This window comes from Humibacillus sp. DSM 29435 (genome assembly GCF_001758225.1).
In the GTDB taxonomy this organism is placed as follows: domain Bacteria; phylum Actinomycetota; class Actinomycetes; order Actinomycetales; family Dermatophilaceae; genus DSM-29435.
In genome coordinates this window covers 12,324-25,290 of sequence record NZ_MAST01000022.1, presented here as the reverse complement: position 1 = coordinate 25,290, position 12,967 = coordinate 12,324, and the positions used below count along the sequence as shown (strand labels likewise).

The window sequence follows — 12,967 nt, the reverse complement described above, 5'->3', positions numbered from 1 at the left end:
TCCTGTTGAGGGGGCGTCAGCGCAACAGACCGCGGGCCAACGCGGTCGGGGCGGTCGGGGCCAGGGGCAGGCGCGGCAGCATCGTCGCGTGCACCGAGTGATAGAGGTCGGGACGACCGGGCCAGACCGTGGCGGCCGGACGGTTCTGCGGGTCGAGCTCGTGACGCCAGGAGCCGTTGTCGGCAATGAGGTGGGTGGCCGCGTAGTCCCACCAGGTGCGGTACCAGCCGTCGTAGCGTGGATCTGCGGTGTGGGCGCCCAGCGCGGCGGCGGCAGAGATCGCCTCGGCCACCACCCAGTGCATCCGTTGACGCACCACGGGAGTGCCCGACCAGTCGGTCGTGTACACGAAGCCATCGGCACCGTCGACGGCCCACCCGTCGGACACCGCGCGGTCGAAGAGGCGGACGGCTCCGTCAGCCAGCAGCCCGGCTCGACCGACGCCTGAGGCGGCGACCTGCACCGCGAGGCGCGACCACTCCAGCCCGTGACCGACGGTCGCACCGTAGGGCTCGAACGGGTGGTTCGGCTCGTCGCGGTGGTGCTCCATCATGGGGGTCCAGTGGGCGTCGAAGTGTTCGGGAATGCGCCAGTCGTTGCCGGCGGCCCACCCGAGCACGGTCTCGGTCACGCGCGCCGCGCGCTCACGCCATCGCGCGTCACCGGTGGCGTCTGACGCTGAGAGCAGCGCCTCGACCCCGTGCATGTTGGCGTTGATGCCGCGGTAGTCGCTGAAGACCGACCAGTCCGCGACGGCGGAGTCTCGGTGCAGCCCCGGCCCCTCCTCCCAGAAGCGGCTGTCCAGCACCTCGAGGGCCTCGTCCAAGACGTCTCGAGCCCCGGGCACACCGGCGACCGTGGCGCTCGCGGAGGCGAAGACGACGAACGCGTGGGCGTAACCGACCTTGGCGTCGTCGCGTTCGGTTCCTGGCCCGACGGAAGCGAACCAGCCCCCGTGCACCGGGTCACGCAGGGGGCCTCGTAGGCCGTCGAGGGCTCGGCCTGCGAGCGGGGCGCAGCCTGGGATGCCGGCCAGATGGCCCAGGCTGTAGACGTGCAGCATGCGGGCCGAGATCCAGGTGTGCACGGGCAACGCCTCGTCGGGGCGGCCGTCGTCATCGAGGTACCAGGCGCCGCCGTCGGGGTGCGGGAAACGACGGGCGAAGTGCAGCTGCAGGCGAGTCTGCAGCCGCAGCCAGGCCCGGTGGTCGGGCTGGTCGATCCACGTGACGGTCATGATGAGACTCTCTGTCGTTACCGGTTCGCAGGGTCGTCGGGCGGGTGGCTGGGATCAGTCGAAAGCAGCCACGAGGGGAGCCCCGGACGTTGACGGCCCGGTGCCGGCGATCGCGGAGGGGCTGGCGCCGGAGGTCGCAGCCGGGCGGCCCGACATGGTCGGGCGAGGCGCGAGCTCGCTCTGCAGCACCATGGCGGCCGCGCCCGTCGCTGCGGCGTACGAGGCGTTCGACGAGACGGTCACCTCCACGCCGTGGGTACCCCGAGCGAAGAACGCGTGGGCCAGCTGGCGCTGGATGGCAGGCACGAACAGGGCACCGGCGATGGCGAAGGCCGGGCCGGTCAGCACCACGTGGTCGAGGTCAAGGATGTTGGTCAACGACTGGACTGCGACGGCAACGTAGTCGGCGGCATCCTCGAAGAGCGCGACCGCGGTGGGTTGGCCGGCGAGCGCCTCTCGGGCCACGTCGGCGAACTGGTCGTGCAGGAACTCGCCGGCTGGAGCGCGGCCCGCGGCCCGGGCCGCGTGCACGATCGCCGCCGCCCCGGCCACGGTCTCGAGGCAGCCCCGGCTGCCGCACCAGCACAGGGCGCCGTCACGCGCGACGCAGATGTGGCCGATCTCGCCCGCGTTGCCGCTCGAGCCGAGGATCGGGTTGCCCGCCATGATGATCCCCGCGCCGATCCCCGTTCCCATGTAGAGAGCGGCAAACATTGCCGTCGGGTCGACGTGGCCCGACCAGAACTCGCCGACCGCCGCAGCCGTTGCGTCGTTGCCCAGCACCACGGGCAGCCCGGTGGCTGCGGCCAGCGCGTCGACCAGGGGGAAGTCGATCCAGGGCCGCATCTCGGGGGAGGAGAGGGCGATCCCGGTGGCGGAGGTGGCTGGTCCAGGAGACACCAACCCGATGCCCAGCAGCCGCTCGGTCGGGATGCCGATGCGCTGCACGAACGTGGTCAGCTCTGCCGCGATGCGCTCCACCACCAGCTGCGGTGCTCGAGCGTCGGCCCCCCCGCGACGGGGCCAGACGGCGACGACCTTGCCGGAGAGGTCGGCGATCACGTAGGTGATCGAGGTGTGGTCGAGGTGAACTCCCAGCGCGTAACGGGACTCGGCCGCCAGTGCGAGCAGGACGGCGGGCTTGCCGCCGGTTGACGCGGCGCGCCCGATCTCGACGATGAGGCCGTCTGCGATCAGGTCGCGGACGGCGACCGTCACCGTGGCTGCGTTCAGACCCGTCGTGCGAGCCAGCGATGCGCGGCTCATCTCTCCCGCGCCGCGGATCGTGTCGAGCAGCAGAGCCCGGTGGCCGGCCAGTGCCGCGCCCGGTCCGGACGAGTTGGTTGTCACGTCGTCGTGCCACCCTTTGCGGTCGGTGCTCATCACCAGGACTCGACGCCGAGGCCAGAGCCAGCGTCGTCTTAGTGTAGAGGCTACAGAAAGATGCCGATAGGTGGTCGGCGGTCCAGTCAGCGATACGACCGTCTACCCTGTCGGTCGGCTCAGTTTATGAGCAGTCTCGGGTGCTTGACTTACTGTAGAGATGAAAAGAAGAATAGGGCCAGTTGTCCTCCGCCTCCGCGTTCCCAGGAGTCGTCGGAGCCGCCACCGCCCTACGTTCCTACCGTCCTCGAGGCCGCTGACATGATCCGCACGGAGCATCACCAGCGCTGGCCCGGGCCCGCAGCCGCCCTTGCGGCCGGGCGATGACGGTGGTCCGCGCGTCACCCGGCCGGCCGGCTCCGGCGACGCAGGAGGGTCTCGACGTCGTCACCTTCGGGGAGGCCATGGTCGGCTTCGTCGCCGACGACGGGTTGGACCTCGCCCTGTCGCAGCGGTTTGCCCGCCAGGTCGTCGGGGCCGAGGCCAACGTGGCCACCGGCCTGGCGAGACTCGGTCGACGGGTGGGCTTCTTCGGTCGCGTCGGCACGGACGCCCTGGGTGACAGCATCGTCCGCGGCCTGCAGGCCGAGGGAGTCGATGTGTCGCGCGTCGTCCGCGACGCGACTCGCCGGACGGGGGTGTTGCTCCGAGACGTCTGGGTCGAGCGGCCGATCCAGGTCGCGTACTACCGGTCCGACTCGGCCGGCGCCGCGCTGGGTTCGGGCGACATAGACGGTTCTTACGTTCGTAGTGCGAGGCTGCTGCACCTCACCGGTATCACCGCGATCCTCAGCGACAGCGCTTGGGAATGCACCCGCGCCGTGGTGGAGGCCGCTCGGGAGTCTGGCGTCGCAGTGGTCTTCGACCCCAACCTGCGGCGCTCGCTGTGCACTGACGAGGTGGCCATCCCGCGGCTGCGCGACCTCGCCGCGCTGTGCAACGTGGTGCTGGCCGGGCTCGACGAGGTCGTGGCCCTGACCGGTGAGCGCGACACCGAGGCGGGGGCCCGGGCCATCCTCGCCTCCGGGCCCGCTCTCGTCGTCGTCAAAGACGGCGCACGGGGGTCGTGGGCCTTCGACCGCGACCAGTACTGGCACCAACCCGTCTTCCCGGTGACGGCCACCGACCCGGTCGGGGCCGGAGACGCCTTCGCCGCTGGGTTTCTGCACGCCTGGCTCGACTCCCCCTCGGTTCCCGGGGCCCTGACCACGGCCGCCATCACGTCGGCCCTGTGCGTGGCCACCCGCGGAGACAGCGCCGGGCTGCCGTTCGCCGACGACGTGACGGCACTCGAGGCAGGAGAGACCGATGTCCGACGCTGAGACTCGGCGCGGCGCGGTGGCTGAGGCCATCAGAGCTCAACGGCTGGTGGCGATCGTGCGCACGTCGTCGCCGCAGCAGGCACGGGAGGCCGCCGGGGTGCTCGTGATGTGCGGTGTCGATCTCATCGAGGTCGCCCTGACCACGCCCGACGCCCTCGAGGTCGTGCGTGAGCTCGTCGACGAGGTCGCCGGCAGCGTTCACATCGGTGTCGGCACGGCGGTCACGGTCGAGGAGGTTCGCGCCAGCGCTCGGGCGGGAGCGTCCTTCGTCGTGTCTCCCTGCACCGACAGGGCGGCGATCCGCGCGGCTCACGACGCCGACATGTTCGCCCTGCCCGGGGCCGCCACCCCGACCGAGATCATCACCGCGGTCGCGGCCGGCGCCGACATGGTGAAGCTCTTCCCGGCCTCCCTGTGGGGGATCGGCTCCTTCCGGCACCTGCGGGCTCCCCTACCGCTCGTGGAGCTCGTTCCGAGCGGCGGCGTTGCCATCGAGGACGTTCCCGACTGGTTGGCGGCCGGCGCCGTCGCCGTCGGAGTCGGCTCGGCCCTCACCGCCGGAACCGAACAGGACGTGCGCGACCGGGTGACGAAGCTGCTGGCTCGAGGCGGGTGAGCAGCACCCGCGACGGGGCGGCATCCCCGATCTTGACCCGGACCTCTCGTTTCTTTCGTGCCCACGAAGCCGCTACAACAGGAAGACTCACCGATGTCGACAACGACGATCTCGAACGGATGGACGCTCAGTCTGAGCGGCGGTGCACGACCCGACGGCCTACCACGGGCCATCCCCGCGACCGTGCCCGGCTGCGTGCACACCGACCTGCTCGCCGGCGGACTCATCCCCGACCCGTATCTCGACCGCAACGAGCAGCAGGTGCAGTGGATCGGTGAGACCGACGCCCGGTACCGCACCACGTTCGACTTCGTCGACGAGGGCCACGAACGCGTCGACCTGGTCGCCGAAGGCCTCGACACGGTGGCCACCGTGACCCTGAACGGCGCCGTCGTGGGCCGGACCAAGAACCAGCACCGGACGTACCGCTTCGACGTGCGATCGGCACTGGGGGCCGACAACGAGCTCGTCGTGGACTTCGACGCACCCCTGCGCGCGGCTCGGGAGTCGGAGCAGCGACTGGGGGCCAAGCCACTGGTGGGAGACGCCCTGCCCTACAACGCGCTGCGGAAGATGGCCGCCAACTTCGGCTGGGACTGGGGCCCCACCCTGACCACGGCCGGGATCTGGCGGCCGATGCACCTGCACCAGTGGTCGACAGCACGGCTCCGCTCCGTCGTGCCGAACGTCACCGTCGACGAGCAGGGCCAGGGCCACGTGGCGCTCGTGGTCGCCCTCGAGCGCTCCGCAGCCCATGAGGTCGTCGTGGACGTCGAGCTTCAGGCGCCCGACGGAACCACGTCGAGCGCCACTGCGGCGACCACAGATGACCGGGCCGAGCTGTCGCTCACGCTCGACGAGCCGGAACTGTGGTGGCCACGCGGACATGGCGAGCAGCCGCTGTACCGGCTGGTCGTGCGTGCTTCCAGCGGCGGCATTGAGCTCGACACGTGGAGCCACGACATCGGTTTCCGTACGGTCGAGGTACGGATCGAGCCGGACGCCTACGGCACCAGCTTCGAGTTCCACGTCAACGGCCAGTTCGTCTGGGTCAAGGGAGCGAACTGGATCCCGGGTGACTGTTTTCCGAGCCGGATGACCAGCCGTGACTATGAGCAGGCCGTGCAGGGCGCGGTAGACGGCGGGATGAACCTGCTTCGCGCCTGGGGCGGCGGCATCTACGAGAGCGACGACTTCTACGACGCTTGCAACCGTCAGGGGATCCTCGTCTGGCAGGACTTCCAGTTCGCCTGTGCCTGCTACTCCGAGGCTCCGGAGATGTGGCAGGAGGTCGAGGCCGAGGCGCGTGAGCACGTCGCCCGGCTGGCGCGCAACCCTTCTCTCGCCCTCTGGAGCGGCGGCAACGAGAACATCGAGGGCTACTACAACTGGGGCTTCAAGGAGCGCATGGCCGAGGGCGAGGGCTGGGGCGGCCGCTACTACCACGAGCTGTTCCCGGCGATCATCGACGAGATCGACCCGGGTCGGGCCTACATTCCGTCGAGCCCGTGGTCACCGAACGACGAGAGCCACCCGACCCTTCCCGATCACGGCCCGGTGCACAGCTGGAAGGTCTGGTTCAGCGTCGACTATCTCGAGTACCGGAGCGCCATCCCACGGTTCGTGGCCGAGTTCGGGTTTCAGGCCCCGGCGAACCACTCCACCTTGATACCGGCGATCCACGACGAGCAACCGGCCCCCGACTCTCCGGGAATGGCGAACCACCAGAAGGCCATCGACGGCAACCTCAAGCTCGAACGCGGCTGGACCGGGCACCTGCCGACGCCGACCGGCTTCGACGACTGGTACTTCACCACCCAGCTCGACCAGGCGCGAGCTATCGGCTGCGCCGTCTCGCACTACCGTTCCCACGCCCCGCGCAACGCCGGCTACGTCGTCTGGCAGCTCAACGACTGCTGGCCGGCGGTCAGCTGGGCCGTGATCGACAGCAACGGCCGCCGCAAGCCGCTGTGGTACGCGCTCCGCAAGCTCAACGCCCCCCGCGTGCTGCTGCTGCAGCCGCGCGAGGAGGGAGTTGCCCTCATCGCCAGCAACGACAGCGCTGAACCCTGGTGCGACACCGTCGAGGTCAGGCGCATGAACCTGGTCGGGGAGACCCTGGCGACCGAGCAGGTGACCATCGACGTCGCGCCTCGAACGGGAGTCACCACGATTCTCGAGGCGGCGCTCCAGGGCGTGGGCGATGCGACCCAGGAGCTGCTCGTCGCGAGCTGCCCGTCGGCCAGTGACGACGGCCGGGCCTGGTGGTGGTTCGCCGAAGACCTTGATGTGCCCTTTCCCGAACCGTCCCTGCGCACCGAGGTCCGGCGCTCCCACAGCGGTTTTGACCTCACGGTCACCGCCGAGTCCTTGGTGAAGGACCTCGTGCTCAACGTCGACCGCCTCGACCCGGACGCAACGGTCTCCGAACAGCTCGTCACCTTGCTGCCGGGGGAGTCGTACACGTTCTCGGTGACCAGCACCGCCGACCTTGAACCAACAGCACTGACCTCAGCACCGGTGCTGATGAGCGTGAACCACCTCGTCCACCCACGACCGGAAGCGGTGTCGGCATGAAGGTTCTCGCTCACGCGGTAAACAGCGACGGCGTGGTCGTCACCACGACCGCCGGCCGCCTTCTGGTCCAGGCGATCGGGGACGGGGTGATGCGGGTCGTGTATACGGGCCGCCCGAGCTTCACAGACCAGTCCCTGCGGTCGAACGGGATGCTGCTGGGCGGGCTGGAACGCAACGCTCCCGCGGTCGAGGAGGCAGACGGCATCCTGGTGCTCTCGACTCCCTCGCTACGCCTCGAGATCGACCGTGCCACAGGGGCGTTCACGTGGACCGACGCGACTGGCCGGCTGCTCGTGCGCGAGCCCCACGACCGTCAGGATGCGAAGCTGCTCGAGGAGGTCGACGTGCTGCGCACGGTGTTCTCCGACGACACCGACATCACGACGGTGCGGGGCGCCGACGGGGAGCGGGCGGTGGTGACGGGCACCGACACTGTCGTCGACCGGCAGGCCTACTCCACGACGCTGCGCCTGGAGTTCCAGCCTGGCGAGGCGATCTACGGGCTCGGTCAGCACGAGGACGGCATCCTCAACTACCGCGGGCACCACGAGTACCTCTACCAGCAGAACATGAAGATCGTCGCCCCGATGATCGTCTCGACGAACGGGTACGGCATCCTCTGGGACAGCCAGTCGCTGGCCTCCTTCCACGACGACCAGCACGGCACCTACTTCTGGACCGAGACCGACGACGAGCTCGACTTCCTGTTCATCCTCGGGCCGGAGCTCGACGACATCGTCGGCGAGGTGCGCCGCCTCACCGGGCAGGCACCGATGCTGCCCCGCTGGGCGCTCGGCTACGTGCAGAGCAAGGACCGCTACGTAGATGCCGCCGAGCTCGTCGAGGTCGTCGGTCAGTTCCGCGCTCGCGACCTGCCGATCGACTGCATCGTGCAGGACTGGCAGAGCTGGCCTGAGGGGCAGTGGGGGCAGAAGTCCTTGGACCCCAACCGTTTCCCCGATCCCAAGGGACTCGTGGAGCAGCTGCACGCGATGGACTGCCGGCTCATGGTGTCGATCTGGCCGAACATGCACGGCGACGGGGCCAACCAGCGGGAGTTCCGCGAGCACGGTCAGCTGCTCGGTGACGGCTCGACCTACGACGCCTTCGACCCGGCGGCGCGGGAGCGGTACGCCGCCCAGGTGCGCGAAGGCTACGCCCAGCACGGGGTGGACGCCTTCTGGTCTGACTGCACCGAGCCGTTCGAGGCCGACTGGAAGGGGGCCGTGCGTCCGCAACCGTGGCAGCGCGTGGTCATCAACACCGACGAGATGAAGAAGTACCTCGACCCGGAGCGCATCAACGGCTACTCGCTGGCGCACTCCGCCGGCCTCTACAAGGGCCTGCGTGCTCAGGGCGACGACAAGCGGGTCTTCACCCTGACCCGGTCGGGCTTCGTCGGCCAGCAACGCTACGCCGCGGTGACCTGGTCGGGCGACTGGTCGGCGACGTGGGACTCCCTGCGTCGGCAGTTCGCTGCCGGGCTCAACCTATGCGTGACCGGCACCCCGTTCTGGACCTTCGACATCGGCGCCTACTTCGTCACGCCCGGCGACCTGTGGTTCTGGTCGGGCGACTACGAGCAGGGCAACCTCGACCTGGGCTACCGCGAGCTGTACCTGCGCTGGCTTCAGGCGGGCACGTTCACCCCGGTGTTCCGTTCGCACGGGCGCTGCACGCCGCGCGAGCCGTGGCGGTTCGGCGAACCGGGAGAGCCGGTCTACGACACCATCGCGGTCTTCCTGCGGCTGCGCTACCGCCTGCTGCCCTACCTCTACTCGTTGAGTGGCTGGACCACCCACCGTGCGTACACCCCGATGCGCGCGCTCGCCTTCGACTTCCGTGACGACCCCGCGGTCTACGACATCGTCGACCAGTTCATGCTCGGCCCTTCGCTGCTGGTCTGCCCGGTGACACACGCCATGGTTCACGGACCCGACTCGACGCCGCTGACAGGAGTGGCTCGTTCGCGATCCGTCTATCTGCCGGCCGGCACCGAATGGTTCGACTTCTGGACCGGCAAGCAGCACGAGGGTGGTCAGATGATCCTCGTCGAGGCCCCGTTGGAGCGCATCCCCGTGTTCGTCCGGGCGGGCACGATCCTTCCGTTGGGCCCGTTGGTGCAGCACACCGACGAGGACCCTTGGGGGCCGATCGAGCTTCGGGTCTACCCCGGCCGCGACGGAGCGTTCGACCTCTACGAGGACGCCGGCGACGGGTACGGTTACGAGGGCGGAGAGTTCGCCTTCGTGCCGATGCGTTGGAACGATTCGCGCCAGGTCTTGACGGTGCAGTCGCGAGAGGGAGCGTTCCCCGGGATGCCGCCGTCGCGCCTGGTGAACCCCGTGCTCGTCTCGGTGAGGTCGGGCACCGGCGGCGAGGTCTCGGTGGCGTCTGCCACGATCTCCTACGACGGTGGCGCGACCGAGTGGCAGGCCGGAGGACAGGCTGGCTGAGACGCCTACGGGCCCCGGTTGTCAGAAGAAGGGCTGCCGCGCCATCACCGGTGGTTCACTTTTCTGACAACCGTGTCGTAGTCGCGGGTCGCCGTTCGTGGGTCAGGTGAACGCGGGCCACGGGGCCCGCCAGAGACGAAGGAGCGGTCATGGCCGAGTACCTCTTGTACTTCAACCAGCAGTGGGTGGGCGAGCACACCGAGGAGTGGTTCCGTGGGCGTGGACCGCTCGCCAGGGCGGTTACGGACGAGATGAAGGCGGCCGGGCCTTACGAGACCAAGGAGTTTCTGGGTGGGTTCGCCGTGGTCGACGTGGCCGATGACGAGGCCGCCACGATGTGGGCGGGCAAGATTGCGCAGGCGTGCGGCTGGCCCCATGAGGTGCGTCGGTTCAAGCCGCAGCTGCCGCCGCCGGTTGACTGACCCCGTCGTCGAGGGCACCGGCGACCCGGCCGTGCAGCGGTGTCAGCAGGCAGCAGCGGCGATGGTCACGACGCGACTGACCTTGACGACGTTGCCGGCCGAGTCGCGGGTGGGGCTGGGCTTCCACCCGTTGGGAACGGTCGTGAACGCAGACCCGTCCGCGGCGGTGGCGATGACCAGGTACTCACCAGGCGCCAAGGCCGACAGGTCACCGGCCTTGGTGCCGGTGGTGGGTCCGACGTAGACGTAGGCCGAGCGGATGCGGGTCTTGACCAAGCTCAGTGACCCGGGCACCGGGCCCCCGGCGGTCGAGCACGTCTGCGCCGTGGTGGTGGCGCTGATCGTGGCTGCGCAGCGCGTGTTGTTCTGGGTGCGGGTCCAGCGGGTGCGGGCGCCTTCCGGGAAGGCGTAGCCGGCCTTGGCGGTGACGGTGATGCCGACCTTGCCGTTGAGGGTGGAGTGGTCGGTGACCTTCCAGGTGTACTGGTCGGTGTCGGTGTAGCCGGAGAAGCTGCCGTTGTTGTCGGGTCCGCAGGCGTCGGTCCAGACCGGGGCCGTCGGTACGTCGATCAGGCACGGAGTGTTGTTCTGGGTGCGGGTCCAGCGGGTGCGGGCGCCTTCCGGGAAGGCGTAGCCGGGCTTGGCGGTGACGGTGATGCCGACCTTGCCGTTGAGGGTGGAGTGGTCGGTGACCTTCCAGGTGTACTGGTCGGTGTCGGTGTAGCCGGAGAAGCTGCCGTTGTTGTCGGGTCCGCAGGTGTCGGTCCAGAGCGGGGCCGTCGGTACGTCGATGACGGTCGGACCCGCCGGGATGCTGAGGCCGGCGTGGATGTCGTCGAGGCCGATGCTGCCGGGCGAGGAGTAGCTGTCGGTCTTGTTGAGGTAGACGTAGAACTGGGTCACGGACGTCAGCTGTGCAGCGGTGGGGGCCGGGTGGGTTCCGGCCTTGTCCGTGAACTCGCTGAAGGGGATCGCCAGGTCAAGCGGGGTGGTGCCGGCGAGGGAGGGGTAGGCCTCGAAGGTGGCGCCACCTGCATCGAACTGCAGCACGAGCTTCTGGTTCGAGCCGTCGGGCAGCAGGTGGGCCTGAAGCTGGTCGAACCCGGACCAGTCCTGCGCGGGGGTGAAGGCCCGGCCGAAGCCCTGGTAGTCCCTGGCGCTGAAGTCGTAGGCGAACGAGACCCCGTTCCTGCCCTCCGACGCGTGGGTGGTGTCGAGCGTGAGATCGCTCGAGGTCGTGTTGTTGAAGGTGTAGGCCCCCTGCAGGGCGGCGTTGTCGCCGTAGCCCTCGAAGGTGTCGACGACGCCGTTGGGCAGGGTCGGGGCGGCGCCGAGGATGACGGCGGAGGTGGCGGTCATCGCTACGCCGTCGGGGTAGGTGGCGGTGACGTCGATGCGGCTGCTGGCGTTGGTGAGGTTCTCGGTTCCGATGTTCCAGGTGGCCTCCCAGTAACCGTCGGCGCCGAGGGTCAGAGCGTGTGCGGTGGGGTCGTCGCCGGTCGTGAAGGAGACGGAGGTCGCCGGGTTGACGGTGGCCTTGACCCGCACGGTGGTGGTCGGGTCGGTGATTCGCACGCCGTCGGCCGGAGAGACCACGCGCAGGGTCGGCGTGGCCGGGGTCGCGGTCAGGCCGGTCTGGGTCAGGGCGTCAGCCGGGATGTCGCGGGCGAACCCGCTGTAGCTGTCGGCGTAGAAAGCCTGGAAGTCGGGCAGCAGGTCGTTCGCCGGCTGCTGCACGCCCGCAGCGTCGGTGTACGCCGCGTTGGGAACGTAGATCTGGTACACCTCACCTGGGCCGAAGTTGGCCCAGGTCAACATGTAGGCGATCCGTCTCGCGTCGGGGTCGGCCTTGATGCCGTTGAGCAGATCGGTGAAGAACTGCAGGCTCTTGTTGCCGGTGGGTTGGATGGTTCGCGCGCCGTTGCGGCCGAACTCTGTGAACGCCGCGATCTTGTCGTGCGAGTCGGCCGTGCGCGAGACCATGGCGAGGTCGGTCACGACACTGGCCACGTAGGCATCAGAGTTGTCGGGATCGTTGTTGTACTCGTACGCGTCGTAACCGAGGATGTCGACCCACGGGTCACCCGGGTAGGTGGCCAGGTAGCGCGTCTGGTCGCCACCGAAGGAGGCGTTGGGAGAGAACGCGTAGAGCAGGTTGTGCACGTGGCGGGTGTCGCGCAGGTACTCCACCGCGTAGCGGTAGAGCTCCTTGTACTCGCCCGTGGTCGCCCGCCCGGCGCCCCACCAGAACCAGTTGCCGGTGTTCTCGTGGAACGGCCGGAAGATCATCGGGATCGCTTGACCCGCGTCGTCGGTCGAGGTGGTGGCCACCGCGGCAATGGCGTCGAGGTAGTCGTTGAACGCGGCGTTCTTGTCACCGCCGGGCAGGATGTGGCTCACCGTCTCGCCCGTTGGGTCGGTGAAGTTCTTGCCCGTGGCGAAGTTCTCCATGTGGGCACTGATCTCGGGGATGCCGCCCAGCCGGTGCGCCGTCTGGATGTCGGTTCGGAACGGGGCCACGTTCTCCATCAACGACTTGCCCGCCACGCCGGGCCCTTCCCCGCCTTCGAGGATGAGGGTGTCGAAGCCGAAGATGGCCGGGTAGTCACCCACCGCGCCCAACACGTCAGACCGGGTCTCGTCCGGCCCGGTGCTGGTGAAGGTGATTCCGTTGTCGGTGGTGTGTTGCGCTCCGAACAACACCTGCTGGCCGCGCGTGGTGCTCAGGTACGAGAACAGCGACTTCGTCTGGGCCGTGGCGTCCTTGTCGACGATGTTCACCTGCCCCGCGACGGCCGCGGCCGCCGGCGTCGAAGTGGTGCTGCTGGCCGCGGACGCGACACCCACCGCGGCCCCTCCGAGTGACAGCGCGCCGGTGGCAGCGGCCGCGACAACGGCGATGGCGGTGCGAAGACGATGCGATCCCATGGTGTTCTCCGTCGAACTCGGGGAGG

General features: G+C 69.1%; 8 protein-coding genes. 5 read left to right on the top strand and 3 right to left on the bottom strand.

The annotated features are described in order from the left end of the window. Nucleotides 1-16: 16 nt before the first annotated feature. Nucleotides 17-1,237 carry an AGE family epimerase/isomerase gene (locus BA895_RS13740; protein ID WP_070192470.1) on the bottom strand — a complete coding sequence of 407 codons (1,221 nt, stop codon included), beginning with the start codon at nucleotides 1,235-1,237 and terminating at the stop codon, nucleotides 17-19. A gap of 54 nt (nucleotides 1,238-1,291) precedes the next feature. Next, the gene (locus BA895_RS13735) at nucleotides 1,292-2,620 is read right to left on the bottom strand and encodes an ROK family transcriptional regulator (RefSeq protein ID WP_070192469.1); all 1,329 of its coding nucleotides are present in this window, start codon (nucleotides 2,618-2,620) and stop codon (nucleotides 1,292-1,294) included. A 323-nt stretch (nucleotides 2,621-2,943) separates the two neighbouring features. On the opposite strand from BA895_RS13735, the gene BA895_RS13730 reads away from it, so the two are divergent. The 5 genes from BA895_RS13730 to BA895_RS13710 all read left to right on the top strand — a co-directional run bounded on the left by BA895_RS13730 (nucleotide 2,944) and on the right by BA895_RS13710 (nucleotide 10,013). Beyond that, on the top strand, nucleotides 2,944-3,942 hold the full coding sequence (locus BA895_RS13730) for a sugar kinase (RefSeq protein ID WP_083283342.1): 999 nt from the start codon (nucleotides 2,944-2,946) through the stop codon (nucleotides 3,940-3,942). Further along, nucleotides 3,929-4,558 (top strand): bifunctional 4-hydroxy-2-oxoglutarate aldolase/2-dehydro-3-deoxy-phosphogluconate aldolase, encoded by a 630-nt coding sequence (locus BA895_RS13725; protein ID WP_070192468.1) that lies wholly within the window; start codon nucleotides 3,929-3,931, stop codon nucleotides 4,556-4,558. Before BA895_RS13730 ends, BA895_RS13725 begins: the two co-directional genes overlap by 14 nt. A gap of 93 nt (nucleotides 4,559-4,651) precedes the next feature. Next, on the top strand, nucleotides 4,652-7,135 hold the full coding sequence (locus BA895_RS13720) for a glycoside hydrolase family 2 protein (protein ID WP_070192467.1): 2,484 nt from the start codon (nucleotides 4,652-4,654) through the stop codon (nucleotides 7,133-7,135). Then, nucleotides 7,132-9,591, top strand: coding sequence for a TIM-barrel domain-containing protein (locus tag BA895_RS13715; RefSeq protein ID WP_070192466.1), 2,460 nt, complete (start codon nucleotides 7,132-7,134; stop codon nucleotides 9,589-9,591). The genes BA895_RS13720 and BA895_RS13715 overlap by 4 nt, the downstream gene beginning before the upstream one ends. Before the next feature lie 149 nt (nucleotides 9,592-9,740). Beyond that, nucleotides 9,741-10,013, top strand: a complete 273-nt coding sequence (locus tag BA895_RS13710; RefSeq protein WP_070192465.1) for a YciI family protein — start codon at nucleotides 9,741-9,743, stop codon at nucleotides 10,011-10,013. Nucleotides 10,014-10,055: 42 nt separating this feature from the next. Here the strand turns inward: BA895_RS13710 and BA895_RS24805 are convergent, their stop codons facing one another. Further along, nucleotides 10,056-12,941, bottom strand: coding sequence for a glycosyl hydrolase (locus BA895_RS24805; protein WP_070192464.1), 2,886 nt, complete (start codon nucleotides 12,939-12,941; stop codon nucleotides 10,056-10,058). Between the last annotated feature and the right edge of the window lie 26 nt (nucleotides 12,942-12,967).